Source organism: Acinetobacter sp. 24-47-62 (assembly GCF_056779765.1).
In genome coordinates this window covers 12237-38983 of record NZ_JBWYIN010000002.1, presented here as the reverse complement: position 1 = coordinate 38983, position 26747 = coordinate 12237, and the positions used below count along the sequence as shown (strand labels likewise).

General features: G+C 39.6%; 24 protein-coding genes. 15 read left to right on the top strand and 9 right to left on the bottom strand.

The genetic code is table 11. From position 1 onward, the window contains the following. Positions 1 to 34 precede the first annotated feature (34 nt). Positions 35 to 856 carry a 4-hydroxy-tetrahydrodipicolinate reductase gene (dapB, locus tag AC1M87_RS01685; protein WP_481592775.1) on the bottom strand — a complete coding sequence of 274 codons (822 nt, stop codon included), beginning with the start codon at positions 854 to 856 and terminating at the stop codon, positions 35 to 37. Positions 857 to 1076: 220 nt separating this feature from the next. On the opposite strand from dapB, the gene AC1M87_RS01680 reads away from it, so the two are divergent. From AC1M87_RS01680 to AC1M87_RS01635, 10 genes are all read left to right on the top strand, one after another. Beyond that, positions 1077 to 1232: a hypothetical protein gene (locus AC1M87_RS01680; RefSeq protein WP_481592774.1), complete on the top strand. Its 156-nt coding sequence runs from the start codon at positions 1077 to 1079 to the stop codon at positions 1230 to 1232. A gap of 280 nt (positions 1233 to 1512) precedes the next feature. Further along, positions 1513 to 1911 carry an RcnB family protein gene (locus AC1M87_RS01675; RefSeq protein WP_092766593.1) on the top strand — a complete coding sequence of 133 codons (399 nt, stop codon included), beginning with the start codon at positions 1513 to 1515 and terminating at the stop codon, positions 1909 to 1911. Positions 1912 to 2090: 179 nt separating this feature from the next. Next, complete coding sequence (locus tag AC1M87_RS01670; RefSeq protein WP_180000335.1) at positions 2091 to 2468, top strand: RcnB family protein; 378 nt, start codon at positions 2091 to 2093, stop codon at positions 2466 to 2468. A gap of 150 nt (positions 2469 to 2618) precedes the next feature. After that, on the top strand, positions 2619 to 3971 hold the full coding sequence (argA, locus tag AC1M87_RS01665; protein ID WP_481592773.1) for an amino-acid N-acetyltransferase: 1353 nt from the start codon (positions 2619 to 2621) through the stop codon (positions 3969 to 3971). Between the two features lie 362 nt (positions 3972 to 4333). Beyond that, the gene (locus tag AC1M87_RS01660; protein WP_481592772.1) at positions 4334 to 5308 is read left to right on the top strand and encodes a sulfonate ABC transporter substrate-binding protein; all 975 of its coding nucleotides are present in this window, start codon (positions 4334 to 4336) and stop codon (positions 5306 to 5308) included. A gap of 81 nt (positions 5309 to 5389) precedes the next feature. Beyond that, positions 5390 to 6322: a sulfonate ABC transporter substrate-binding protein gene (locus AC1M87_RS01655; RefSeq protein WP_481592880.1), complete on the top strand. Its 933-nt coding sequence runs from the start codon at positions 5390 to 5392 to the stop codon at positions 6320 to 6322. Between the two features lie 21 nt (positions 6323 to 6343). Then, positions 6344 to 7519, top strand: coding sequence for an FMNH2-dependent alkanesulfonate monooxygenase (gene ssuD, locus AC1M87_RS01650; protein ID WP_481592771.1), 1176 nt, complete (start codon positions 6344 to 6346; stop codon positions 7517 to 7519). 53 nt (positions 7520 to 7572) lie between these two features. After that, positions 7573 to 8370: an aliphatic sulfonate ABC transporter permease SsuC gene (gene ssuC / locus AC1M87_RS01645; protein WP_180000343.1), complete on the top strand. Its 798-nt coding sequence runs from the start codon at positions 7573 to 7575 to the stop codon at positions 8368 to 8370. A gap of 8 nt (positions 8371 to 8378) precedes the next feature. After that, positions 8379 to 9173 carry an ABC transporter ATP-binding protein gene (locus AC1M87_RS01640; RefSeq protein WP_481592770.1) on the top strand — a complete coding sequence of 265 codons (795 nt, stop codon included), beginning with the start codon at positions 8379 to 8381 and terminating at the stop codon, positions 9171 to 9173. 315 nt (positions 9174 to 9488) lie between these two features. Then, positions 9489 to 10103 (top strand): TetR/AcrR family transcriptional regulator, encoded by a 615-nt coding sequence (locus AC1M87_RS01635; RefSeq protein WP_035264923.1) that lies wholly within the window; start codon positions 9489 to 9491, stop codon positions 10101 to 10103. Between the two features lie 77 nt (positions 10104 to 10180). Here the strand turns inward: AC1M87_RS01635 and AC1M87_RS01630 are convergent, their stop codons facing one another. Continuing rightward, positions 10181 to 10750, bottom strand: a complete 570-nt coding sequence (locus AC1M87_RS01630) for a 5'-methylthioadenosine/S-adenosylhomocysteine nucleosidase family protein (RefSeq protein ID WP_171076810.1) — start codon at positions 10748 to 10750, stop codon at positions 10181 to 10183. A 189-nt stretch (positions 10751 to 10939) separates the two neighbouring features. Here AC1M87_RS01630 and ribF point away from each other — a divergent pair, with 189 nt between their 5' ends. From ribF to AC1M87_RS01605, 5 genes are all read left to right on the top strand, one after another. Beyond that, positions 10940 to 11941 carry a riboflavin biosynthesis protein RibF gene (gene ribF, locus AC1M87_RS01625; RefSeq protein WP_481592769.1) on the top strand — a complete coding sequence of 334 codons (1002 nt, stop codon included), beginning with the start codon at positions 10940 to 10942 and terminating at the stop codon, positions 11939 to 11941. Between the two features lie 61 nt (positions 11942 to 12002). Further along, positions 12003 to 14849 carry an isoleucine--tRNA ligase gene (gene ileS, locus AC1M87_RS01620; protein ID WP_481592768.1) on the top strand — a complete coding sequence of 949 codons (2847 nt, stop codon included), beginning with the start codon at positions 12003 to 12005 and terminating at the stop codon, positions 14847 to 14849. Then, positions 14842 to 15384: a signal peptidase II gene (gene lspA / locus AC1M87_RS01615; RefSeq protein ID WP_481592767.1), complete on the top strand. Its 543-nt coding sequence runs from the start codon at positions 14842 to 14844 to the stop codon at positions 15382 to 15384. The genes ileS and lspA overlap by 8 nt, the downstream gene beginning before the upstream one ends. Further along, positions 15377 to 15859 carry an FKBP-type peptidyl-prolyl cis-trans isomerase gene (locus tag AC1M87_RS01610; RefSeq protein ID WP_035270560.1) on the top strand — a complete coding sequence of 161 codons (483 nt, stop codon included), beginning with the start codon at positions 15377 to 15379 and terminating at the stop codon, positions 15857 to 15859. The genes lspA and AC1M87_RS01610 overlap by 8 nt, the downstream gene beginning before the upstream one ends. A gap of 120 nt (positions 15860 to 15979) precedes the next feature. Continuing rightward, a complete protein-coding gene (locus AC1M87_RS01605) occupies positions 15980 to 16522 on the top strand; it encodes an NADPH-dependent FMN reductase (protein ID WP_481592766.1) in 543 nt (180 codons plus the stop codon). A gap of 135 nt (positions 16523 to 16657) precedes the next feature. On the opposite strand, the gene AC1M87_RS01600 is transcribed toward AC1M87_RS01605, so the two are convergent. From AC1M87_RS01600 to tssF, 7 genes are read right to left on the bottom strand one after another with little or no spacing between them, the layout of a single operon-like run. After that, positions 16658 to 16924 carry a PAAR domain-containing protein gene (locus AC1M87_RS01600; protein WP_481592765.1) on the bottom strand — a complete coding sequence of 89 codons (267 nt, stop codon included), beginning with the start codon at positions 16922 to 16924 and terminating at the stop codon, positions 16658 to 16660. A gap of 23 nt (positions 16925 to 16947) precedes the next feature. Next, positions 16948 to 17706: an OmpA family protein gene (locus tag AC1M87_RS01595; protein ID WP_481586948.1), complete on the bottom strand. Its 759-nt coding sequence runs from the start codon at positions 17704 to 17706 to the stop codon at positions 16948 to 16950. After that, entirely contained in the window at positions 17706 to 18665 is a 960-nt protein-coding gene (gene tagF, locus AC1M87_RS01590; RefSeq protein WP_092766605.1) for a type VI secretion system-associated protein TagF, read from the bottom strand. Before tagF ends, AC1M87_RS01595 begins: the two co-directional genes overlap by 1 nt. Before the next feature lie 43 nt (positions 18666 to 18708). After that, positions 18709 to 22548 carry a type VI secretion system membrane subunit TssM gene (gene tssM, locus AC1M87_RS01585; protein ID WP_481590192.1) on the bottom strand — a complete coding sequence of 1280 codons (3840 nt, stop codon included), beginning with the start codon at positions 22546 to 22548 and terminating at the stop codon, positions 18709 to 18711. A gap of 26 nt (positions 22549 to 22574) precedes the next feature. Next, the gene (locus AC1M87_RS01580; RefSeq protein ID WP_481592764.1) at positions 22575 to 23981 is read right to left on the bottom strand and encodes a hypothetical protein; all 1407 of its coding nucleotides are present in this window, start codon (positions 23979 to 23981) and stop codon (positions 22575 to 22577) included. After that, positions 23978 to 24973 carry a type VI secretion system baseplate subunit TssG gene (gene tssG, locus AC1M87_RS01575; protein ID WP_481592763.1) on the bottom strand — a complete coding sequence of 332 codons (996 nt, stop codon included), beginning with the start codon at positions 24971 to 24973 and terminating at the stop codon, positions 23978 to 23980. The genes AC1M87_RS01580 and tssG overlap by 4 nt, the downstream gene beginning before the upstream one ends. Then, positions 24937 to 26745: a type VI secretion system baseplate subunit TssF gene (gene tssF / locus AC1M87_RS01570; protein WP_092766609.1), complete on the bottom strand. Its 1809-nt coding sequence runs from the start codon at positions 26743 to 26745 to the stop codon at positions 24937 to 24939. Before tssF ends, tssG begins: the two co-directional genes overlap by 37 nt. Positions 26746 to 26747: the final 2 nt, after the last annotated feature.

Genomic DNA, 26747 nt, shown 5'->3' with positions numbered 1-26747 from the left:
TTATTATTTAGATGATCACGCAGTTTTTTTAAACTTAAACTTTGATATCGTTGAAGCCTAAAACGTCTTTCATGTCATATTTTTTCGGTGCTTTACCTACAACCCAAGCAGCTGCACGTACTGCACCTGCAGCAAAATTCATGCGATTCGTGGCTTTATGTGTGATTTCTACACGTTCACCTTCACCAATAAACATTACCGTATGTTCACCCACAATATCGCCACCACGAATGGTTTGGAAACCAATACTTTGACGTTCACGAGGACCAGTATGCCCTTCACGGTGATACACAGCATCTTGCTTCAAATCACGACCTAATGCATCAGCAATCGCCTCACCCATCATTAAAGCAGTACCTGATGGCGCATCAACTTTATGACGATGATGTGCTTCGATCACTTCAATATCGACACTGTCACCAAAGACTTTAGATGCTAATTCTAAAAGTTTAATGGATACATTCACGCCTACGGAGTAGTTTGCTGCGTATACTACAGGAGCAATCGTTGCACTTTCATCTAAAAATGCTTTTTGCTCATCGTTCATTCCAGTCGTACCGATCACTAATGCAACACCAGCCTCACGGCACAGTTTCAAATGCTGTTCAGTTGCTACTGGTGTAGTAAAGTCAATAAATACATCGCAATCATTTAAAACATCTTGGATATCACCCACAACTTTCACACCAAGTGTACCAATACCTGCTAATTCGCCTGCATCTGCGCCAATAAGGCTACTGCCTGGACGCTCTACCGCTGCTGCTAATTGATAACCAGCATCTTGAACTGCTTGAATCAATGTACGACCCATACGGCCACCAGCACCTAAAATCCCAATACGCGGAGCGACAGACATAACCTATTCCTAGTGTTGCTTTAAAATTGTTCTTACTATAACAAAAGTCTATACATACGCTAAGTTTATCGATATAAAAAATTATGCTGTCTTCTAAGCATTTGATTTGAACTTTAATCGAATAATTAGATTAAATTTAGAAAAATATTCGGTTTTTTATATTTATAAATTTTAACTATGATCAATGCCATGAAATTCAACACTTTTATAAGGAAATAATATGGCAGACCAAGCTCGAAAATTATCAACGATCCAAACGATCGAACAGTTACAGTTGGATGCTTCATTAGTTCAAGGTTTAGATCATGCCGACACTGCGTGGATCATTGTCGAAGCCATTCAACAATTGCAGGAATATCATAATCAGTGGCACTGAGATGAAACGGATCAGATGATTTTTCACATTTAAAGGAAAATCATCTTCTGTGTTATTAAAATATTTACAATTTAAAAATCATATTAGGATTCAAAATTTAAAATTGCTCAAAGCATTGATTGCTCAGCTAAAGCATCGGTTTCTATTTTCATTCCTATTAAAATATGTTCTTATTATCTCGTTATTTTTAATCTAAATTACATTCTATCTTCACAGTTTCTCTGCATTTTTTCAGTACATTAGTGTGAACCCCAATTTATAAGGTCAACGAGGGCGGAATATGAAAAAGATTATGACAGTTTTGACATTATCTTTAAGTGCAATATTTACAGCAAATATTGCCAATGCTGCTCCTTACTCTGATGACTACCAAGATAAAGGTTCACGTGAACGTGGTAAAGGATTTGAGAAACGTACTCAATATGATGCTTCATCAGATCAAGAGTTCCAAGATCGTCGTAAAAACAGAGAAGAGCGTGGCGTAAAACGTTTACGTCAACATAAATGGCAAACTGGCTACGTCATGCCTCAACACTATCGTGGCAATAGTTATAAAACCGAATATAAAGATCATAACCTACCAAAACCTGGTAAAAACCAACAATGGTACAAAGTGAATAATGACTTTATTCTGGTGGATTCAAACAGCAATAGTATTTTGAAAATCCAGCAAGATTAATTTTGACGTTTAAATCGACCCGACTTCATGTCGGGTTTTTTGTTGAGTGCAATCCTAATCATTCATCTTCATCACTTCTTCATACATTTCACAAATTGACTATATCTCTCCACGGTTTATCTCAAATCATTTTGTACTTTAGCGATATCGGATAAATAACAAAGTTAGAGGTATCCTACATGAAAAAGTTAGTATCAGTACTTACATTAGCAATGAGTGGTTTATTGGCAACATCTGCGATGGCTGGTCCACATGACGATGGTCGTCACTATTCAAAACCAACTCCACCACCAGCGCATTGGAATAAAGGTCAGCCTGCGAAATATCAACATGACCGCTATGAACAAAATCGTGGATTCCAAAATGTAAATCCAAGCCGTCAATGGCGAGTAGGTCAACAGTTACCACGTCAATTCAACTCTTCAAAATTTGAGTTAAGTGATCGTCAAGCGAAGAATCTACCTAAAGCGGCGCGTAACCAGCAGTGGTACAAAATTAATGGAGACTATGTCTTAGTGAATGAGCGTACAGATCGCATCGTGCGTATCATCGGATAAGCTTATTCCTAGATCTTCTCAAATTGATCTTCCCTGCACTCAGCCCAAACTCAGTTTGGGCTTTTTTATGTCTTTATTTTAATGCAGGTGTGGAAAATCATTTTTTTGTTTAGAATCTGATGACCACTTCCCGCTTCTATCGGTACATGCATGCAATCGGACTCAATAGATACAATTCAAAATATGACACAGCAATATGTGCATTGGTTCCGAAACTCAGCGCCGTATATCAACGCCCATCGTAATAAAACCTTCGTTTTAATGTTTGGCGGCGAAGCAGTTCAATCACCAAATTTTCAACATATTATTCATGATATTGCCCTTTTACATTCTCTCGGCATTCGACTCATTCTGGTTCATGGAGCACGACCACAAATCAGTGCAAATCTTGCTGAGAAGAATTTAGATAGTCCTTTTCATAATCATCGTAGAGTAACAACACGTGACTCATTAGGTGCGGTCATGTCTGCCGTAGGCTCAATCCGTTTACAAATCGAAGCCTTATTGTCTATGGGACTTGCAAATTCACCCATGTATGGTGCTCGCATTGATGTGGTATCTGGTAATTTTATAACAGCTAAACCTTATGGCATTCGTAACGGTATCGATTTTCAACTTACCGGTGAAGTGCGTTCAGTCGATGCAGATGCGATTCAAAAACATTTGGACAATCACAATATTGTATTGCTTGGCCCCTCAGGTTATTCAACCACTGGTGAAGTTTATAACTTGCTTGCTGAAGAAGTGGCGACCAAAACAGCTATCCAACTCGGTGCCGATAAACTCATTTTTCTCGGTTCCGAACAAGGTTTAATGCAAAGCCCACAGCAGTTGTTGCGCGAAGTGACCCCGCATCAGCTAGATCAACATATTGACGTTGCTTTAGAGCAAAATTATGAATTGGCATTGCATTTACAAAATGCCAAGGAAGCCTCTTTAAATGGCGTTAACCGCGTTCATTTATTATCTTATGAACATGATGGTGCATTAATCGAAGAATTATTTACTCGTGATGGGCATGGCACGATGATCACCGATGCACATTATGAAGAAGTCCGCACAGCGACGATTCAGGATGTCGGTGGATTAATCAGTTTATTACGCCCATTAGAACAAGAAGGCATTTTGGTATACCGCTCTAGAGAACGCTTAGAAAATGAAATTGATCATTTCGCTGTGATTGAACGTGACGGTATGGTTCTGGCTTGTGCAGCATTATATCCAATACCAACTGAATCAAATGAAATTCGTTCTGCAGAAATAGCCTGTGTGGCAGTACATCCAAGTTACCGCAAATCAAATCGTGGTAGCCAAATCTTGCACTATTTAGAAGAGAAAGCAAAAAAGTCTAATATCCAACAGTTATTTATTCTTACGACACGAACCGCACATTGGTTTTTGGAACAAGGGTTTGTCAAAGCATCGGTGGATGACTTACCACAAGCGCGTCAGGCACTTTATAATTTCCAAAGAAACTCAATTGTTTGTAAAAAGCCACTCTAAAGTGGCTTTTTTATTGCACCCTCATGAACTGCTTTATCTTTCTTTTATATATCGATATTCCTAGTTGAACTATCTTCACACTCATTCGATATATTCATACAAATCATATCATTATCACAATTTAATATTTTAATATATATTTATATATTTCATTAACTTAGAAACAAAAATATCGCTATTATCAGCTTGAGTCTTTTGCATTTTTTTAGATATTTTTTTCTCTTTTAATTTTATCTTTTTTATTCATTAGGAATTCCTGAATTCTTATTTTTTACGAAATAGAAAATTCATTAACTTAGGCGCGTTACATGACGCATTTATTTTTTTGATTTTTTTATTTTTAAGTTTTCAGGATTTTCAATATGAGCAGCTTTAACGCTAATCTTTGGAAAAAAACACTCATTTTGTCTTCTGCGTTAACAGGTGCTTTGCTACTCACTGGTTGCGACTCAAAAAAAGAAGATAAAACCCAAGTGTTAAATATCGGTTATCAAAAGTATGGCTTACTGCCCGTGATTAAAGAACGTGGTGAATTAGAAGCCGTTTTGAAGGATCAAAACATTCAAGTGAAATGGGTAGAGTTCCCAGGTGGACCACAACTGTTAGAAGGTTTGAATGTCGGCAGTGTTTCATTTGGTGAAGTCGGTGAAGCCCCCCCTATTTTTGCCCAAGCAGCGAATTCAAATTTGGTTTATGTCGCAAATCAACCTGCGACTCCACGCGCTGAAGCGTTGATTGTTCAAAAAAATTCGAACATCAAAGATATTCAACAACTTAAAGGTAAGCGTGTAGCGTTAAACAAAGGTTCTAACGTTCATTATCTTCTCTTGAAGATTTTAGAAAAGAATCATTTGACGCTTGATGATATTGAAGTGGTTTACCTACCACCATCGGATGCTCGCGCAGCATTTGAGCGCGGTGCAGTCGATGCATGGGTAATCTGGGATCCGTTCTTTGCAGCAGCAGAGCATCAAATCGGCGCACGTGTTCTCGCTTCTGGCGAAGGGAATGCCAATAACTACCAGTTCTATATGGCTGATCGTAAGTTCGTTGAACAGAATCCTGAAATTATACAAACCGTTGTTCAAGAACTTAATGAAGCATCAGATTGGATTGCTTCCAATAAAGACGAAGCAGCTCAACTGCTCGTGAAGCCTACAGGCCTAGATTTCAAAATTCTTCAAACCTCAATTGGACGTATGAGCTTCGGCGTTTATCCAATTAGTACTGAAGTTGCTCAACATCAGCAAAAAGTTGCCGATGTATTCCATCAACAGAAGTTAATTCCAAACAAAATCAATATTCAGGCCGCAATTATTGCGCCTACACCCAAATAACAACATGAAAAGGTGATGAACATGACTCAATATCAATCAGGAAATACAGCACACACTTGGTTTAAAACCTCAAGTCATTCAATGACAACGATGCTATTTGCCTGTGCGATGTTGGGTTGCTCAGCTGCATGGGCTGTTGATCCCTCAGTGAAAGAATTACGCATTGGCTTCCAAAAATCTTCCGTAAATTTGGTGATTGCTCAACAGCAAAAACTGTTTGAGCAAGAATTTCCCAATGCCAAAATTACATGGAATGAGTTCCCTGGTGGTCCTCAAATTTTAGAAGCACTTGCAGTGGGTTCAGTGGATATTGGTGCAACAGGTGATACCCCCCCTGTTTATGCTCAAGCAGGAAACAAACCTTTGCATTACATTGCTTATGAGGCGGCGAAGCCTCTTTCTTCAGCAATCTTAGTGCCGCAAAAATCCAAAATTACTCAGCTTAAACAACTCAAAGGCAAGCGTGTCGCAGTACATCGTGGCTCTAGTTCACATTATCTATTGGTCCAAGCCGTCCGAAAAGCAGGTTTGCAATGGAGCGATGTAAAACCAATTTGGTTAAGTCCTGCTGATGCACGCGCAGCATTCCAAAAAGGTGCTGTTGATGCATGGGCCATTTGGGATCCGTATTACGCTGCTGCTGAACTTGAAGATAAAGCAAAAGTTTTGACCACTGGACAAGGGCTGAGCCCGAATTACACGTTCTATCTCGCTTCAGGCAAGTTTATCGACAAACATCCTCAAGCGATTTCAGGTGTCATTGAACAGATTAATCTTGCTGATCAATGGGTTCAAAAGAACTTAAAAACTACAGCAACGATTTTTGCCAAAACAACAGGTTTAAAGCCGAATGTGAGCCAAACCTTTGTTCAGCGCCGACCTCGTCCATCTTATGCAGCACCTTTAACCGCGAAAGTCATTGCAGATCAGCAACAACTGGCTGATCGCTTTGCTGAGCTCAAAATCATTCCTAAACCGATACAAATCAACCAAGTCGTATGGACTGGTAAGTAACTCATATTAAGGACTTAAGTAATGAAAATTTTCTGGTTTATTCCTACTCATGGTGATAGTCGCTACCTAGGTACAAGCAAAGGCGGACGTGTTGTCGACCATGCCTACATGAAACAAATCGCTGTGGCGGTGGATAATCTAGGTTATGAAGGTGTGCTTATCCCGACTGGTCGTTCTTGTGAAGATCCATGGTTAACTGCCGCAAGTTTAATTGATGCCACCAAAAATCTTAAATTTCTCGTTGCTTTGCGTCCAGGGGTAACCACTCCTGCACTGGCTGCACGTATGGCAGCAACCTTTGACCGTCTTTCAAATGGCCGTGTTCTATTGAACTTGGTCACTGGTGGTGATGAGCAAGAGTTAAAAGGTGACGGCGTCTATGAAGATCATAAAACGCGTTATAAAACTGCGACTGAATATACTACGATTTGGCGCGAAATTTTAAAACGCTCTCATACGGGTGAAAGCTTCACGTTCCATGGTGAACATCTAAGCGTGGATGATGCAAAATTATTATATCCACCCGTCCAAAAACCTTACCCACCATTGTGGTTTGGTGGTTCTTCTGATGATGCTGTTGAACTGGCAACCGATCAAGTGGATACCTATTTAACTTGGGGCGAGCCACCAGCAGCAGTTAAAGAAAAAATTGAAAATGTCCGCGCTAAGGCGGCAGCTAAAGGTCGCACCCTAGATTACGGTATTCGTTTACATGTCATCGTCCGCGAAACCAACGAGGAAGCATGGAGAGCTGCTGAAGAATTAATTCAGTATGTTGATGACGAAACCATCGCTGCGGCACAGAAAAAATTTAAACAAATGGACTCTGTTGGTCAACGTCGTATGGCTGAACTTCATAATGGAGATCGCTCGAAACTTGAAGTTTCACCAAACTTATGGGCTGGCGTAGGTCTCGTCCGTGGCGGTGCAGGCACGGCATTAGTAGGTGACCCTGAAACTGTGGCGGCACGTATCCAAGAATATGCAGATTTAGGCATTAATACCTTTATTTTCTCGGGTTATCCGCACCTTGAAGAATCAATTCGTTTTGCTGAATTGGTATTCCCTCTTCTACCATTAGAAACACGCCAAAAACTGACTCAACCGAATCTGACTGGACCTTTTGGTGAGATTGTTGCGAATAACTACACTCCTGAAGAAAATAAAAAAGGAGATCAGGTTCAGGAGCCGGCATGACAACAGCAGTAAATAAAACTCAAAAGCATTCTATCGTGTTGAGTAAAACCAAGGTGGTTAAAGCTGAAGGTTTTCTCTCTCGAGGAACCAAACAACTGGGGCAACGTTTGTTGCCTTGGTTAGTACCCATTTTCCTTATTGTGATTTGGCAACTGGCATCAGTCACTGGCATTTTAGAAAGCCGCGTCTTGCCTGCTCCAACCGCAGTGGTTTTAGCTTTTTGGCATCTATTGCTTAGTGGTGAACTGTGGACACATGTCCAAGTCAGTGCGGGACGTGCACTGATTGGCTTGCTGATTGGTGGTGGCTTAGGATTATTTTTAGGGTTGTTAAATGGCTCATCTAAAGTCGCCTCTACGTTACTCGACACGACCCTACAAATGATCCGTAATATTCCAGCTTTAGCTTTAATTCCATTGGTGATTCTATGGTTTGGAATTGACGAATCTGCCAAATTATTTTTGGTCGCGATTGGCGTGTTTTTCCCAATTTATATCAATACGTATCACGGTATCCGATCTGTAGATCCTCAGCTGATCGAGATGGGCAAGAGTTATGGTTTAACACGCTGGCAGTTATACAAAGAAATTATTTTACCAGGTGCTCTTCCTTCCATTTTAGTTGGTTTGCGCTTCGCACTAGGTTTAGTTTGGGTTCTTTTAATTGTGGCTGAAACCATCTCGGCACAAGCTGGAATTGGCTACATGACCATGAATGCGCGTGAATTTTTACAAACAGATGTCGTTTTAGTAGGGATTCTACTGTATGCCCTACTTGGTAAATTAGCGGATGTACTCGCGGTTGCCTTAGAAAAATATTTATTACGCTGGCATCCAGGCTATCAAAAATAGGAATGCGTATGACTGATTTAAGTATTTCAAATCTCGCTGATGAACATGTCATTCCAGATCATGCCAGATCAGCTCCACAAAAGATCGGTGCAGAAATTAATATTGAACAACTGCACAAGTTCTATGGCAAAGTTAAAGTATTAGAGGATTTAGACCTACATATAGAACCTGGTGAATTTGTTGCCATTGTGGGTCGAAGTGGCTGTGGTAAGAGTACGTTGTTACGGTTAATCGCGGATTTAGAACAACCGAGTTATGGTGAGATTAAATTTAAATCTGCACTGAACTTTCGTGAAGGTATTACCGCTGATGACATCCGCGTCATGTTCCAAGATCCTCGCCTATTACCATGGAAAAGCATTTTAAAAAATGTGCAATTGGGCTTAGATAAATCCCAGCATGATAAGGCTGAAGCATTATTGGAAAAAGTTGGCTTAAATGAAAAAGCTGAACTTTGGCCTGCACAACTTTCAGGTGGACAACGTCAACGAGCAGCGCTAGCACGTGCCTTGTCTCATACCCCTCGAATACTATTACTTGATGAACCTTTGGGGGCTTTAGATGCGCTTACGCGTTTAGACATGCAAAATTTAATCGAGAAACTATGGCTAGAACAAGGCTTCACCACCATCTTAGTGACACATGATGTCAGTGAAGCTGTTCAGTTAGCAGATCGTATTATTTTGCTCGATAAAGGTCATATCGCACATCAGTTCAAAGTAGATTTACCACGACCGCGACAAAAAAATGTCAAATTTGCAGAGCTTGAACAACAAGTTTTAGAAGCCGTACTTTCAACTTAAGCGATACAAAATATGACATTCTGAATTGTTGAATAAGGTAAATGGAAGTGTCTAATTTTCGTCGGAAAATTAGACACTTTTCGTACTGATAAATGGCTTTTTTTAATTAAATTAAAAGATATTCTCGATCAGCATTTCCCACATGAGTAATATGTATTTGTTTATCAAATAGATTGTACATGTGTCTTATTATTAGTTTTATCACTTAACTACACAATTATTCTTCATATTCTTTTGCAAATGCCCTAATCCTTGTGCACAAATCGCACGTTTTGCCGTACAATTTGAGGTTCCTTTTTATAATTTACTGACGAGATGGAACAAAAGAAGAGTACGCAAAAACGTCAACAGCTTTTAGCTGCTGCATTAGATGTGTTTTCTGTGTATGGTTTTAGTGGTGCAAGCTTAGATGAAATTGCACAACTCGCGGAAATGCACAAATCGAATATTTTCTATTACTATGAAAATAAAGAAGCGCTCTATGTCGAAGTGCTGACTACTGTCATGCAAAAATGGTTAGCTCCACTGCAAATGTTGGAAGCTGATTTAGAGCCTGCTGAAGCGATCACGCAATATCTCATGCAAAAGATTGAGGTTTCTCGTACTCAACATAAGGCATCAAAATTATTTGCTTTAGAAATTATCCAAGGCGCACCACATATCCTGCCAATTTTGAAAGGCCCATTAAAAAAACTCTTCAAACGCAAATCTAAAGTCATTTCCACGTGGCAAGAGCAAGGCAAAATATCAGACAAGATCGATGCTGAGGTTTTAATTATTAACCTTTGGGGTATCACACAAAACTATGCTGATTTTAGCACCCAAACTGAAATGGTAACGGGAAAAACCTTGCGCAATCGCACCATGTATCAACGTACCATTGAGCATACAGTCCATATGATGCTATACGGTATTTTACCTCGACCATAATTGGTTTCTCTAAATCTCTTCGAGATTGATCTCTGGCATACGACCATAGTTTCTATGGTCGCCAAAATCTTAAAAATCTAGTGTTCCATACTCTGATATAAAGCCAATAATTTTTGAGCGCCCAACAACAAGTTCTCCTCCCAATCTAAATGTGCGGTGTCGTTTGCCCCATCTGTAATGTATTTCACGGAAATCAAACGAACGCCAAGTTTCTTACATACTTTGGCGAGCGCATATCCTTCCATATCAACCAACTGACATGGCACCTTAGGTTCACCAGTTTCAAAGCTATCGCCAGTCCCACAAATGCCCTTGGGAAGATGTTGAAAATACGGCTCTAGGTTAATCGCTGCGGGAAATTCCTGATCCATCGGTGTAACACCAACTTCAAAGCCAAGCGGTGAAACATCCATATCTCGCTGTACAAATGTTGTTACTTCAACCAAGGAATGCGCATCAAAATGCGAACTTCCTGCTGTTCCTAAATTCAGCAAAGTTGTGCATCCCGTTTTTTGAATCACTTCAAAAGCTTTAAATGCTGCATTGACCTTACCAATACCACTGTAATGTACTGCAATATTTTCAGCTTCGAATAATCCTTTAGATTCGCTTGCTAAGGCCATAATTAGGGCTAGATCAGACATCACTTACTCATTAAATTTCGAATGGAATACATTAGACAAAAATATATCCGGAAATAAAAGTTTCTTTGATCTAATGACTCAAGCGTCTTGATCTAGAATAAGAAAAGTATTGAATAAAAACACAACAACAAGACGAAACTGTGAGAATATGGCAATATATAGCCCAAATTAATTTTAGTCACCATTTCGCCCATGAAGCTACTCCGTCTGAATGCTTTAGCGCCCAACTTTCAATTGCCCAAAACTGCCGTCACCATTGGCAATTTTGATGGTGTTCATTTGGGTCATCAGGCGATGGTTCAGCAATTAAAAGACATAGCACAACAACAAGATTTAAAAACTGTGGTGATGATTTTTGAGCCACAGCCTTTAGAATATTTTAAAAGTTACGATGCACCACCACGAATTAGTTCATTACGTGAAAAAGTGGAACATTTGGCTGCACTTGGTATCGACTATATTGTTGTTGCCAAATTTGATGACACTTTCCGTAATTTAAGTGCGGAAGAGTTTGCTGATATTCTAAAATACAAACTGAATACCCAAAGTCTGGTACTCGGTGAAGATCATCATTTTGGGAAAAACCGACAAGGTAATAGCCAATTCTTGCGCGATTATGGTTTTCAAGTCACCGATTTAGATAACGTTGAACTGAATGGCGAGCGTATTAGCTCCACCTTAATACGCCAAACTTTGGCTGCAGGTGATCTTAAAAAAGCTGCGGAGCTACTTGGTCGCCCGTATAGCATTACGGGTCGTGTTCAATATGGTGATCAAATCGGTCGCACCATTAACTTTCCAACTATCAATGTTCGTCTAAACCGCCATAAACCCTGTTTGCATGGCATCTATGGTGTTGAAGTGATTTGTGAAACAGAATCGTTAAAAGACAAAGTTCGCAATGAAAATGCCGAATATCCAGGTATCGCTGGTTATAAGGCTACAGCCCTTTTCGGTGCAGGACATGTCGGCACCCGACCAGCCATCGAACAGGAACATCCAGAGTGGCGATTAGAAGTACATTTCCCTGATGTTTCTGCTAATCTGTATGGCCTGTTAATGCGGGTAACATTTTTGAACTTTGTTCATGGCGAAAAGAATTATCCTTCGCTAGAAGCACTCAAAGCTGGGATCGATGATGATGTTGAGCAACTGCTTGAGTTTCGCCGAAATAACCCCAACTTTCCTTATTAATACTCCTTAATTTTTGTAAAACGCGTCAGCTTTAGACTGATTAAATTGGAAGACAACTTGCATGAGCGATAAGCAAACTCCTGAAAATGCAGTGGACTATAAAGCCACGCTAAACCTCCCAGGTACTGACTTTGCGATGAAAGCAAATCTCGCAGTACGTGAAGCGAAATGGTTAGAAGAGTGGTATGCCGACAACATTTATCAGCAGATTCGTGCGTCGCGTATTGGCAAGAAAAAATATGTGCTTCATGACGGCCCTCCATATGCGAATGGTCAAATTCACTTAGGTCATGCGGTTAACAAAGTCTTAAAAGACATCATCATTAAAAGCCGAGTGATGGATGGTTTTGATGCACCATACGTACCGGGTTGGGACTGTCATGGTCTTCCAATTGAACTTAAAGTTGAAGAAAAAGTCGGTAAAGTCGGCGTAAAAGTAAATGCTTCTACATTCCGTAAAGCCTGCCGTGAATATGCTTACACACAAGTTGAACTGCAAAAGAAAGACTTCGTGCGTATGGGCGTGTTTGGTGATTGGGACAATCCGTACTTAACGATGAACTTCAAACAAGAAGCCGACATCGTGCGTTCATTGGGTGCTATTGCCAAAGCAGGTCATATCGAACCAGGTCTTAAACCCGTCAACTGGTGTTTAGACTGTGGTTCATCATTGGCTGAAGCTGAAGTTGAATACGAAGATAAAAAATCAGACGCAATTGATGTGGGTTTCAGCGTTGTTGATTTAGCTGACCTTTCTGCACGTTTGGGTGTAGACATTGCTGAACGTACCGACATCGTGATTTGGACCACAACACCTTGGACTATGCCTGCCAACCAAGCGGTTGCGCTTCATGCTGATCTCGAATATCAACTTGTGAAAGCGACTGGCGAAGACAAAGTACCTCAAAACTTCATTCTTGCGAAATCATTGGTTGAATCAGCTACTCAGCGTTATGGTTTTACTGCATTTGAAGTCATTGCAGAATTCACTGGTGCAAAACTTGAAAACCTTGTTCTGCAACACCCACTGATCGCTGAACGCCAAGTGCCTGTAATCTTAGGTGAGCACGTGACTGACGGTAGCGGTACAGGTGCTGTACATACTGCACCAGGTCATGGTGTAGACGACTATAAAGTTGGCTTACAGTACAACTTAAAAGTTGAAAACCCAGTCGGTGGTAATGGTGTATATCTACCAACTTCGCCACTCTTTGCAGGCGAGCACATCTACAAAGCCAATCCAAAAATTATTACAGCATTGACTGAAGCAGGCAAACTTTGGGCACATGTTGTGATTAAACATAGCTACCCACATTGCTGGCGCCATAAAACACCGATTATCTTCCGTGCAACACCACAATGGTTCATCAGCATGGATGCCAAAGGTCTACGCCAAGGTGCATTGAACGCGATTGAAAATGATATTGAGTTCGTACCAGATTGGGGTAAAAACCGTATTCAAGCGATGATCGAAGGTCGCCCAGATTGGTGTATCTCTCGCCAACGTACTTGGGGTGTGCCAATTCCATTCTTCGTTCATAAAGATACTAACGAGTTACACCCTCGTACACCTGAATTGATTGAAGAAGTTGCGAAGTTAATCGAGCAAGAAGGTATTGATGGTTGGTATAACCGTGATGCACGCGAATTCATCGGTGATGATGCAGATTGCTATAACGCTGTTCGAGATACTTTAGACGTATGGTTCGATTCAGGTACAACACACTTTGCAGTCCTTCGTGAACGTGAAGAGCTACAAGACCCTGCTGATTTGTACCTTGAAGGTTCAGACCAACACCGTGGTTGGTTCCAATCTTCATTGTTGACTTCAATGGCAATCAACGAACGCGCACCGTATAAAGGCTTGTTGACACACGGCTTCGTGGTCGATGAGAAAGGCCGTAAGATGTCGAAATCGATCGGTAACGTCATCACACCGCAAGACATCATTAAAGATATGGGTGCTGATGGCCTTCGTTTCTGGATTGCATCTGCAGATTACCGTTATGAAATGACCGCAGGTAAAGAAATCTTTAGCCGTGCCTCAGACGGTTACCGTCGTATTCGTAACACATTGCGTTTCTTGTTAGCAAATTTAAATGGTTTCCAACCTGCGACTGATTGCTTAGCGATTGATGATTTGATTGCACTTGATCAATACATCTTGCAACGTGCTTCAGAAGTGCAAGAAACGATTCAGAAAGCTTACGAAGATATGAACTTCCATATCGTGACAAGTGCGCTGACGAATTTCTGTATCAACGATTTAGGTGGTTTCTACCTAGACATCATCAAAGACCGTCAGTACACCACCAAAGCAGATTCTCAAGCACGCCGTTCTGCACAAACTGCGTTGTACCATTTGGTTCAAGCATTTGTACGTTGGATGGCACCTATTTTAACGTTCACCGCACAAGAAGCTTGGCCATTGATTCCCGGTCAAACTGAGAAATATGTCTTCACTGCTGAATGGTATGATATTCCGACTGCATCAAGTGCCAATGTCGTATCAGAAACTGAATGGCAAACATTGATCAATGTGAAATCGGCAGTGAATAAGTTTATCGAGGCAGCACGTGGTGCGAAAACTGTGGGTTCAAACTTGTCTGCTAAGGTTGAGCTTTGGGCGAATGATGAACTTAAAGCCGTTCTAGACAAATTAGGCGATGAACTTCGTTTCGTTCTCATTACTTCACAAGTGATGGTCAATAGTTTCGATGCAGCACAAGGTGAAGTATCTGACTTAGAAGGCTTGAATGTGAAAGTTTCTGCTGCTGACGGCGAAAAATGCGTTCGTTGCTGGCATGTTCTGCCTGATGTGAATACACATCCATCACATCCAGGACTATGTGGTCGTTGTATTATTAACCTCCCTACAGGTCAAGGCGAAGAGAGAAAATATGCCTAATCCACAAAATAATAAAAAAGGTTTATTCCAATTCTATCCCCACAATTTGTGGTGGATAGGATTGTCTATTGTTGCCATTATTTTGGATCAATGGACTAAATGGATAGCAAGTACACATCTGACTTATGCAGACCCTGTACCTGTTTTACCTTTTTTAAATTGGACATTACTACATAACTACGGCGCTGCCTTTAGTTTCTTGTCCGATGCCGGTGGATGGCAACGTTATTTCTTTACATCGCTTGCAGGAATTGTCTCGGTTATTTTTGTGTTTTGGATTATGCGTATGCCAAAAAACATGAAAGTATTGCCTTTAGCCATCGCACTCATCTTAGGTGGGGCGATTGGTAATCTTATTGATCGAGTAAGTTTAGGCTATGTTGTTGATTTTATTCATATTTACTATAACAATAGTCACTTCCCTGCTTTTAACCTTGCAGATAGTGCCATTACTTTAGGTACCATCTTAATGCTGATCGATACTTTTTTCTTAGAGAAACATCGTATTCAACGTGCGGAAGCGCAAAATGACTGATTTTATTAATCCAAATGAAGATACTCGCATTGAAGCGGGTTCAAAAGTACATTTACACTTTTCAGTAGCCATTGAAAATGGTGTTGAAATTGATAATACACGTAGTCGCGAAGAACCTGTAAGCCTTGTGATAGGTGATGGCAGCTTATTGCCTGGTTTTGAAAAAGCTTTATTTGGCTTACGTGCGGGGGACCGTCGTACAGTAAGTTTACCTGCTGAAGATGCTTTTGGTCCTTGGAACCAAGAGAACGTGCAAAAATTTGATACTGTTAAATTTGAGCAACGTCCTGCTGAAGGTCAAATGATTGAGTTTGAAGATAAAGCAAAGCAGTCATTATATGGTGTGGTTAAATCGGTTGGTGATGATATCACTGAGGTCGACTTTAACCATCCGCTTGCTGGTAAAGATATTACTTTTGAAGTTGAAATTTTCAAAGTAACACCAGCAGGTCAGCAAGGCATCAAAATTATGTAATGCCTGATTCGTGCATAAAAAAGCGCCTTATGGCGCTTTTTTTTAGATACATTTTCGATCTACCTTTTTTAAAAAAAACATTTTAAAGTCAGTGTGATAACAGTTAGAAGGATTAATTTGGTGAATATTCAAATTATTGTGGGAAGCGTTCGAGAAGGCCGCACAGCCATTAAAGTTGCAAATTGGGTTCAAAACACGATTTCATCATATAACTACAGCACGATTCAGACAGAAATTGTGGACTTAAAAGAATGGGATTTACCGTTTTTCGCTGGAGCAAATCCACCACTAACAGGGATATATGATCAACCTAAGCAACAAGAATGGGCTGCTCAAATCGCGAAAGGTGATGCATTTATATTTATTAGTCCTGAGTATAATCATGGTTACAGCCCTGCACTTAAAAATGCACTCGACTATTTAGGTAAAGAGTGGAATGGAAAACCTGCTGCTTATGTCAGTTATGGCGGTAGTAATGGCTCTCGCTCTATCGATCAAATCCGTCAAGTTGCTACGCAATTAGGTTTAATCGACTCAAATGCCGTGGTTGAGATTCGCGATATTTTTGCACGCAATCGCAATGAAACATTCGAAGGCAATGAATTCGATGACAAAGCGCTTAAATCTGCGTTTGATAAAATTGTGCAATATGTAAGTGCGTAAAAATCATCTTCTGATCATCAATAGGTGCGCGATTATAAATACCGAAGACACTTTGATCGAGATAAAATTATAGTTAAAAAAGTGAACCCTCTAAAATTAGAGGGTTCTTTTTAGATACAGATCGCAATGAATTAACTAATTTTGTCCAACCGTTAAACTTTGATTCCCTATACATTTGCATCCACATGCCAAAGGTGAATTATGCTGTGCGGCGGGTTTTCCCATAATAACCATTTTGCTGTCACCCGCAACAATTGTCGTCACCGTTTTATGTTTAGGACAGGTGACCTTATCCCCTACACAAGCAACTGGCTTACCTTCGATTAAGAAAGAACTATTTGCTGAAATAACCTGCCCACCACCTGTGGTTGGAGAGCCAATCGTAATATAAGGGACAGTCATACACTTATTCCTTTTATAATATTTTATTGAACTTCAAACTCGATTCGTCGATTTTTCTTACGACCCTCTTCCGTTGCATTGTCTGCAACAGGTTCATCAGCACCCATACCCGCTGTACTTAATCGTGAAGGTGAAATATTCTTCGCAATCAAATATTGTTTTACTGCATCCGCACGTTGCAAGCTCAATTCTTTGTTTTTCTGTGGATTACCTTGACTGTCAGTATGTCCGATAATTTTGACATTTTTGCCTTGAACTTTGTTTAGCGCAACCACCATTTCGTCTAAAATTTGTGTGCCTGCTGGTAAAAGTGTGGCACTTCCAGAAGCAAATTCAATAATTCGATTTTTTAAAGCATTATCAATGATAGCTTGTTCTGCATGATTCACAGATAACTGTGCATTAAAGCGATAAGGTGCCACAACTAAATTTTGAAATGTATTTTGAGTCGGTACGATATCATTTTGATTGAGGACTTTACCTGTGAGCTCAACTTGTGTTCCTCTTACACTCAATTTTCCTTGAGAAACTTTTTTAAGATCAGGTGTGATGACTTGGGTTACGGAATCACTCCATCCATTGGGTGCAGTGACAGGACGAACCTGAATTTTATCGATAATTTGGTCTTGGCTATAGACCACTTTCATTTTACTCAATATGGCCTGTTTGCTCATCTCGTTAGGAACAACTCCCTCAACGATAATTTCTTTCGCAAACGATATAACACTTAAACTCAATATCGAACTAAGCAGTGAAATCTTTAATAAGGTTTTCTTCATCATTATTCTTCTATAAAAGTCTGTCGGAATAATTTCATTCCTTGATTTAAACTTAACTGTCGTTCGCACAAAGATTGCTCGAGTGCAGCAAGACCTGCATTTTGCTCCAAATAGCGATCAATCCACTGTGCTTGTACCAATGAAACCCAATGTTCAGAGCTTAAGTTTTGATTGAAAATATCACTTAATGCTTCAATATCTGCGCCCTGAAAGCCAAATAATAAAACTGGACGTTCTGAATGAAGAATACCAATTAACACTTCGGTATTATGTTTTGGCAAAAATCTTGCGATTAAACTAACCCAGAATGCTGCGATTTCATAACAAAAACTAGGGTTGTGAATCGGTAAAATTAACACCTTATTCAGTTTACTCGTTCCATTTTTTAATACAGGTTGGAGTAAAAGACCTAGTCCAATCATGCTTTGTGCAAGCTCATAGACCGATATTTTCATCATTTGTGCAAACGAATGCATGGTGTGATTTTCAAAAAAAGCGGTTGATTCAGTTACATCAAGAACTTGAATTTCTTTTTTGAGCTGAGCCAGTTTTTCGATTAAATCATCAGCATCTCGAATTTGACGAATCACTCGGTTTCTTTGAAATAAGTCAATCAAAACTGGCTTATAGCTATAAGGTGCATAGAGCAAATTTTGGTAGGGTGCATCCACTTCCAATAAGTGACTCAACACCATAGGAAACTGACGACCTGAGCTGTCTTGGCTGGTCACTAAGTTTGCAACCAAGAACATATTTTCACGCGGATTGGCAATAAAGAAATCTAATGATGCCAAACTTTGATAATTTTGATCGAAGTTTGGATTTCTCATTGCCATTTCAAGTGCTTCAGTAATCCACTGATCAATCACTTGAATCAGAGAATACTGTCCTTTGGTTTTCAGAAAATCGCCACGAGCAGGACTCTTACCATAGTACAAAGGCGTTGTTTTCACACTGTACATATCGCCTCCTACTGATGATCCATCTTAAGTTGTACTCCATGCATCATGGCTGTGCTCCTTGTGTTGCATTTTGCAATGCCGTATTCGTTGAATTCTCAGCTTGAGGTGCTGGTGTTGGTGCCTTTTGAGCAGATACCACACGTGCTGTCGCCTTGTTGGTCGTCACCTTATCAACCAATTGCAAACCGTTTAAATCACGATTAGAGCCAACGCCTGTTCCACCTTGACCTGAATTCCCACTGATCAAACGAAAGTTTACTTTTACCGCTAATGATGGTTGTTGAGCACTTGCCCAAGTCATTTCGATGACACCATTTTGATCCCGACGTTGTGAAGAGTCGATCAAACGATTGATCCCGTATTCACCTGGTGCATCAAAAATCGTATGCGTTTTCCCTTCGAGATCGACTGCAGTAATACGCGCTCCAGGAATAGCACCAGTATTCGGCCAAACAAAGTTCACCCACTGTTGGATACCATTTTCAAAGACCATACGTTGACCATCAATATCAATTGTATAAGACAGCAACTGTGGATTAGACAATGGATAGAATTGGAAGTTGGACTGATTGGTCGCAGCAGGCGCAGAACCTTGTGACAAAGTACCTGTAGCTACACCGTTAAGTGGTGAAACATAGCGTTGGAAACTCATCACAAATTGTGGATTCAAGATAATGCCTTGGTCTTTCCACGTTTTAGAAGTCAGTGTGTAGCCACGACGAATCACAAATGGATCGAGCGTTTCTTTAACAAAATTGGCAATACTACCGCCCTCACCGAAGATTTGACCGATTTCACTACTCGTCGCTTGGATTGAAGCCGAGGTATTGAATGGAACCTTTTGGCTCAGAGTCTGATTAAACGGTTGATAAGCTTGCATCACCCATAATTTATTAATCTCATCTTGTGCTGGCGTGATTAAGCTTGCAAAGGATTGTGTCAGTGGACTCACCAAAAGCTTTTGAATGAGCTTATTGTCAATATCATTCAGACCGACCGTCAGTTTTTCATCGACAAGTTTTTGCGTAGTATTAAATACTGAGGTTTGTTCATTGATGGTTTGTTTTACCAAAGCCATCGCATTTGGGCCAATATCCCCTGCATTTCGGAGATCATTAAACTTACTGCGTACCTGTGCGAGATTTTCTAAATACTCATCAAGTAATGATTTATTTTGCTGATCATCACGTTTACGAACCAACTGATAAAAAACGTTAAATTCTTTTGAGATAGCACCTTGGGCGCGCTCAGCTGCACGTTGAATTTCATTGGTATTATCTTGACGAAGAACCTTACGTTTAAACCAAGCGATAAATCCTGTTTGTGGAGCAGCCAATTCCGCTTGAACCACAGGGTTATCCCAATTGGTTTCTTTCGCTGTATGCTCAATGAGCAAACGTATCGGGGAGTTTTGAGGCTCACCCAATAAATCTATTGTTTTATGTTGCTGGGCAAAATCAGGTTGTTTTGCATAATAAATTCCATTCAAGAATTTACGCCACTCTGCGATATATTCTTTCTTATAGAGTTCAGTCAGCTGCTTACGAATTTGATCTGGACTACCACTAAAGGTGAGGTCATCTGATTGATTGCTGTTCAACACCCAGTCACGACTGTCTGTCGGACTATTCGCAGCTTCATCAATGGCTTGATCGATATATTCGTTCCATGCCTTATATGTAAATACCCCAGGAAGAGCATAAGAACCTAATACGGCACTACGATTGTTCTCACCTACAATTTGAGCTGCTGTCACTGCTGGATATCGTACGGCAGCACGCATTTTGATCTCATTATAAACTCGATCACGTGCTGGCATCCCCTTCATCACCGCCAACAATACTTGTCGGCTTTGATCAACCAATTGCGCATCCGCTGACAACTGTGGGAATTTTGGATCATTCGCCAATGTCATGGTATAGGTCAGCACCTGCTCCGCTTTTTGGATCATTTCACCACGTGGCATTTGTCCACGATTGGCATCTAACCATGAACGCCAAAAGCGCGTAACCTGATCACTCAGATGACTTGCTTCCATATATTTTGAATTGCTCATCATCAAATAAGCTTTCAATGCGTTGTAAGCATCTTGCGGATTCGAATCAGAAGGTTCCAAAGCATTTTGTGCAGGTTTAGCCGATACTTGCTGAATTTCAACATTAACGTGATTTTCTTTTAGTGTCGCTTCATTATTTTTTACACGTTGCAAGAACTGACCAATATTTTGTTGAGATGGTTCTAAAACAATTTGTCGCACACCATTTAAATATTCGGTTTTAAGTTTTTCTCGCAGATCATTGCCTTGATACAAACCAAAGCCAAACTTTAATGGACGATCTTCTTCAAATTGATCTAACTGTTCTAAACGCTGTTGTAAAATTAGTAACGAGTCAAGCTGTGTCGCCAAATGCTGACCTGATGCCTGCTCCATTTGCATCACTTTATTCAGATCTGCTTGAACATCTGCGATCAACTGTTGGTTGTTACGGTAAGACCACACCCACAGGCCTAAAATTACAGATACCCCAAGTAAAGCTGCAATAAAACTCAAATAACGTTGGCGCTTTTTCGCCGGGTTAATATGTTGCTTCACCAAGTTTTTATCTTTCAGAATGACATCTGAAAATAATCCCTTTAAGAAATACCCATGATTCTGTGATACAGAATTTTGTGGAATACCATGTTCGCTGTTCGGAATTTTCTGAAGTCTAAATTCTTGAGCAATTTGCTCCGTCATTGGACTCTCGATCGTTCCTTCTTGTAAGGCACTCGTGAAGTAAAAACCACGGAATACAGGTTTGAACTGATACGGGTTTTCCTCAAATAGTGTTCCTATAAAAGTTTTGAGTGCTGGCTTTAAAGTCTTAAACTCAAGCGGAAAAGTCATCACACTTGGTGAGATATTCTGTGCATGACGGCGACTTAAATGAGTCGTACTTACGCTTTTCAATCCATCATACAAAATATTGTAATGATGCTCGAATAGATCAACAGCATTTTCAGATGAATCTGGATTATAAGGCAGCGTTGCTCCCCAAACTTGGTCAAATTCATCCTGATCATAGCAATCAAAAAACTCAGTGAATCCTGCGATCAAATCCATTTTAGAAAACACCAAATACACAGGTGCAAAGATTTCTAAACGTTCCGTCAAATCTTGTATACGTGCTCTCAAGTTTTTAGCGAGTTTCAACGATTTTTCAGGACTTTGACTAACTAACTCGGCAATACTGACGGTGACAATCAGTCCATTAATCGGCGCTTTAGATCTATTTTTTTTGAGCAAGTTCAAAAAACCAATCCACTCAGAGTGATCTTCTGCATAGACTGAGTAACGACCAGCCGTATCTAACAACACCCCTTCTGTTGAGAAAAACCAATCGCAATTACGTGTTCCACTCAAACCTGAAGACACTGCATTTTTATGCGTTTCTTCGAATGGGAACTTTAACCCCGAGTTATAAATGGCAGAACTCTTACCGGCAGCAGGGTTACCAATGACCATATACCAAGGCAACTCATATAGCGCTGCATTCCCTTTTTTATCACCCAGCTTTGACTTACGAATGAGCTGAATTGAATCCTTCATCTGTTGATGAACCAATTGCAGTTCATCTTTATCCTTCTGCTTACCATACTCAGCTTGGGTATCTTTTTCGATTGCTTCCGCCAATTCTTCCCCTTGTTTCTCATGGCGTTTGCGTTGAATGAACCAATAGATTCCATAACCGATTAGACCCAGTACATAAGCCACCGCAAGCGGCCAGAAATACTGTCTAGGTATCGTGTGATAGGCAGACACTAAGGCAACAAACAATGACAATGCAATGATTGCCTTTGGGTTTGAAACGTACTGCCATACATAGCCTAATATCGTGTGCATTGTATTCTCATTTTTTTCGTAAATTTTTAAACGTTTTGCTGCTCAGGATTTATGTCTGATTCTGATTGATAAGTTTGAATAAATGTCTGAACATCTGGGTTTTGAGTTGTATACACCATTGTCATCAAGGCATCATCAAACTGAAAAGCGAGAGTAAAGCCAAAAATTTTAGCTAAGCTTTGTGTATTCCCAAGTGTTGGATAAAGCATTAAATAGTGATGTTGCTCAATATTCGTATTGGCAAAATTTTGCTCAATTTTCTTAAGTGTGTTGAGTTGAGTAATGTCATCCAACAGAATTGTAAAGGGCTGCTCATTTTCCACTTTGAACTGATGATCAATGTTATAGCGATCTAAACTCTGTTTCAGTTGTTTTTCATTTATCGCAATATCTAATGTTTTCGTAGGTAAAACATTTTCAATTTGAATTTTAGGTGAAGCTAAACAACAGCTCGAAATATATTCTGCAGGAATATATTGTTCTGAAATCCAAATCTTTTCATCCAATGTATCTTGATCAATTTCGGAATCAACGATAAACACAAGACTTATAGACGACTCATCTTTTTCAATACTTTGTAAAAGATGAATCCATTCACTATAGCTTGTTTCAGCACCCCAATAGTGGTGTTCCACGTGAAACACTTCAGGAATATAATTGAGCTGACTCAGGTAGTCTGAAATGAGTTGCTCAGAATCTTGTTCATCCCAAACATGCAGTAATTCTTCAGCGAGAACCAGGTGGATTTTAAGCTTATTCAGTCGATAAACTTGCTGCACAGAAGGAATATCTTCTTCCCCATCATGATACTCAGCCTGAGGATCAATCCATGCTGGATGCATACGATAAGATTGGCTAATTTGAGTATCGTAGAAAAGCGCTGATTTTTTTAAATGCTCACTAATTTCCCAGAGTATTTCTGTTTGTTGTTCGAGTTGAGTCAGAATCAATTGATGAATGCGGTATTGCCGTTTGAAGCTATATTCATCCTCTTCATCTTGTTCGACGTCTAAATCAGAAATTCGATAACTCAGAATAGGCAACCCATACCCATTCAATAATTTGTCATCAAGTTCAGGGCTCTTGAACTCCCGAATCGCATCAATAATTAGATGATTTTCACCCAAAGCATTGAGTGCATAAGCGCGATAGACATTTAAATTGATCCACTCCACGGGCTCAGGCTGTAGCTCCTCAATTGTGGTCTCATCGCTAAGTTGAGGATCATTCTGTTTATTTTTTTGCTCTTTTATCCAATGATAAATCATATAGGGCATCACCAAAAAAGCAGTGATTGCAACAGGTAACAATCCAAAAAAGATAAGTAGATCACTGCCAGAAGGATCAAAATTGATGTCACGCCAATACAGCACCACAATCGCAGAAATCACCAGATAAACAGTAAGGAACACTCCAACAATGATTTTGATCATGACGCTACTCCAAGCAATGGGTAGCAAGTTTCATCATTGTCTAGCGGTTGATTATGAGCTAAAAAGGCACCCTGACTAAGCCCCATAGAATGCTCCGAATTTAAAGTAATAGGCTGTATTTCTTGTTTTGATAAAATTAAACGAACATCGACCAATAAGGTTGGGCTACACCAGCTTTGTAGTAGTTTTTTTAATTTTAAACTTAGTTTTTGTTGTGGTAGAAAATCTAGGTAAGTTTTACGATCCAACGGTCCAATTTGAATTTCAATTTTGCCATCAATTTGGGTAATAGTCTCTCCACAAAATGTATTCAATCCTAACAAGCTTGGCGTCGCCCCTCCTAAGGATGTTCTCTGCTGAAGCTCTAATTTAAATTTTTCAGGGATAAACTCTTGTATTGCCACATGCTGATTAAATACCTGTGCAATCATAGTTTTTAAAGCATGTGCTGTATTATTTTGCCCCTGCATTAATCCTGCAAATTCAGCAAAATAATCATCAAGTTCTTGTTGTTGATGTTGCTGACTAATATAACCATTTAAAGCATGGATAATATTCAGATAATGATTTTCAGACTCGACCTCATACCGTACTGGTAAATTGTACTTGACCGTCGCATCAACGAATTGTGAAGTGAGCTTATGATTAAATAAACTCAAAAATTGCGTTGTTTCAACTCGAAATTTGCGTGGTGCTGATTTAACTTTATTGGTATAGCTATAGGGTAATGCCCCCTGCATTCCAGTCAAACCCACCATTAAATTTGTAAGCTGAACTTTTTCATCTTCTAAAGCGAGTGATTCAATTTCTTTTTTAGGGAAGTTAAGCTCTAAGGAAGGATGAAATTTAAAATCACGATCCCATGGTGTATGTGGCCGAGCATAGGGCACATGTCTTAACAATCGAATCGACTGAATAAATTCATATGCAGTCGGCTGTTGAAATAAATGGTCTGTTACAGAAGCTTCTTGCCACCAACATTCTGCACGCATTGGTATAACTCCTGTTGTGATTGAGCATCTTCGATTATGACATCGACAAAACTGTTTAACTGCACTTTTAAGTTAAACACATGACTCAGCAATTGACTGAAAATATAAAGACTATGACCTCTGAATATTTGTTCATCGATTCGGATAACAACTTTGAGTCCTCGTACGAAAAGCGGGAAAGGTTTTGCTTCAACCAACTTATGCGTCAGGCTAAATTCAATTTGTTTAATCGAATTAATTAACAGATGATTTTCTTTATTCGCTGGTAAGTTATATAACTCTAATAATTCTTTTAAATGTGCTACCGCATCCCCTTTCATCAGTGCTAACGTATTTAATGAAAGATGAGAAATAATGCGCCATTGCTCTTTCTGATTTTGCTCAAATTGATAGGGTAAACTCGGACGCTTCAATACCAACGCTCGACGTGCCAAACTACTATCATTCAGATTTAAAATATTATTTGACTGGCTTAATGCTTCATGCGGTAAATTCCGATTCGAACATAGCAATACGGTGCTAATAAAATCAGACTTTGTATCATACGGCTGTAAATGCTTAGAAATAATGGAATAACCCGTTTCAACAAACTTATTGTTGAGCTGTGATGAGTTCAATGCATAGAAAAATTGGACATTTTCATCATGGTAATGACTCATTCCAAAGAACGGCAACACTGGATGATAAACCTGTTCCTGATTAATCTTTTCACGAACCATGTGCATTTTCTGAATCGAATAGACCTGATAAAACTCAGGATGATGCGCATCCGTGATCAATGGATATTCAAGTTGTCGATGATGTATTTTTTGTGGTTCAGCATTTTTTTCAAAAAGATTAACAGCCGGCGTGCTAAATAATTTGAAATTTGCAACATTCAGCTCTGAATAATTACGAATAATCGCCTGATCGTTTAGGTTTAACTTAAAATGAATTTGGAGATCAAAACTCGTTTGTTGATCTAATAAATTTCTTAAAAAAGACAAATCAAGATTAAGAAAGCTGAATTTATCTGCAAAACAAAAATATTCCATCAACAAGCGATAGGCATGATGTGTATGTTGATCAATAGGCAATAAACTCTCATCTTCCTCAAAGCCCATTAAGGAAAATGGATTAGAAATTTGATAAAGCTGTGTTCCAATGCGTACCGTAAAAGTCGTATCTTTTTTGAAAATACTATCCAAAACTTGCAGCGGAAAATTTGAAATAGCATCTAAATAAATAGGGAGTTTTTCTTGATGAATCCACAAGCCTGCTTCATTGAAAGTTTCAAAACTTAATTGCAAAGTGGCATTTTGATTGAGATGAATTTGAGCGCTTGGGTTCGTTTTAAATTGAACTTGGTTCAGTTGAATGGGAAGTAATCGTACAGCTTGAGAGGTATTAAATTCACATTGAACCCCCTTAAAACTTCGTGATTTTAGCGTTGTTGCCTGCGGAATGACGTGAGCTTCAGTTAATTGTTTTATTTTATTTTGATCTTCGAAACTGACGACAGTACAACTTGGAAAATGTCTTAAATATTGAGGGAACATCACCTCAAATAAAGCACGTGTAAAAACGTCATAACTGTCTGCTAATTTTTTATCAATTCGAGCAGCAATCAACGAAAACGCCTGAATTAAGCGCTCAATATGTGGATCATCAATCTGTTCTTGGTTGAGCGAGAGCCGTTGGGCAATTTTAGGATACTTCTGAGCAAACTCGCGAGATTGTTGACCAAATTCTTGTAATTGTTTTTCGTAGTACGGTAAAAGTTCTTCTATCACAA

Coding starts and splice junctions, on each gene's coding strand:
- dapB (WP_481592775.1), bottom strand. CDS start 856: ATGTCTGTCGCTCCGCGTATTGGGATTTTAGGTGCTGGTGGCCGTATG.
- AC1M87_RS01680 (WP_481592774.1), top strand. CDS start 1,077: ATGGCAGACCAAGCTCGAAAATTATCAACGATCCAAACGATCGAACAG.
- AC1M87_RS01675 (WP_092766593.1), top strand. CDS start 1,513: ATGAAAAAGATTATGACAGTTTTGACATTATCTTTAAGTGCAATATTT.
- AC1M87_RS01670 (WP_180000335.1), top strand. CDS start 2,091: ATGAAAAAGTTAGTATCAGTACTTACATTAGCAATGAGTGGTTTATTG.
- argA (WP_481592773.1), top strand. CDS start 2,619: ATGCAATCGGACTCAATAGATACAATTCAAAATATGACACAGCAATAT.
- AC1M87_RS01660 (WP_481592772.1), top strand. CDS start 4,334: ATGAGCAGCTTTAACGCTAATCTTTGGAAAAAAACACTCATTTTGTCT.
- AC1M87_RS01655 (WP_481592880.1), top strand. CDS start 5,390: ATGACAACGATGCTATTTGCCTGTGCGATGTTGGGTTGCTCAGCTGCA.
- ssuD (WP_481592771.1), top strand. CDS start 6,344: ATGAAAATTTTCTGGTTTATTCCTACTCATGGTGATAGTCGCTACCTA.
- AC1M87_RS01640 (WP_481592770.1), top strand. CDS start 8,379: ATGACTGATTTAAGTATTTCAAATCTCGCTGATGAACATGTCATTCCA.
- AC1M87_RS01635 (WP_035264923.1), top strand. CDS start 9,489: ATGGAACAAAAGAAGAGTACGCAAAAACGTCAACAGCTTTTAGCTGCT.
- ribF (WP_481592769.1), top strand. CDS start 10,940: ATGAAGCTACTCCGTCTGAATGCTTTAGCGCCCAACTTTCAATTGCCC.
- ileS (WP_481592768.1), top strand. CDS start 12,003: ATGAGCGATAAGCAAACTCCTGAAAATGCAGTGGACTATAAAGCCACG.
- lspA (WP_481592767.1), top strand. CDS start 14,842: ATGCCTAATCCACAAAATAATAAAAAAGGTTTATTCCAATTCTATCCC.
- AC1M87_RS01610 (WP_035270560.1), top strand. CDS start 15,377: ATGACTGATTTTATTAATCCAAATGAAGATACTCGCATTGAAGCGGGT.
- AC1M87_RS01600 (WP_481592765.1), bottom strand. CDS start 16,924: ATGACTGTCCCTTATATTACGATTGGCTCTCCAACCACAGGTGGTGGG.
- AC1M87_RS01595 (WP_481586948.1), bottom strand. CDS start 17,706: ATGATGAAGAAAACCTTATTAAAGATTTCACTGCTTAGTTCGATATTG.
- tagF (WP_092766605.1), bottom strand. CDS start 18,665: ATGTACAGTGTGAAAACAACGCCTTTGTACTATGGTAAGAGTCCTGCT.
- tssM (WP_481590192.1), bottom strand. CDS start 22,548: ATGCACACGATATTAGGCTATGTATGGCAGTACGTTTCAAACCCAAAG.
- AC1M87_RS01580 (WP_481592764.1), bottom strand. CDS start 23,981: ATGATCAAAATCATTGTTGGAGTGTTCCTTACTGTTTATCTGGTGATT.
- tssG (WP_481592763.1), bottom strand. CDS start 24,973: ATGCGTGCAGAATGTTGGTGGCAAGAAGCTTCTGTAACAGACCATTTA.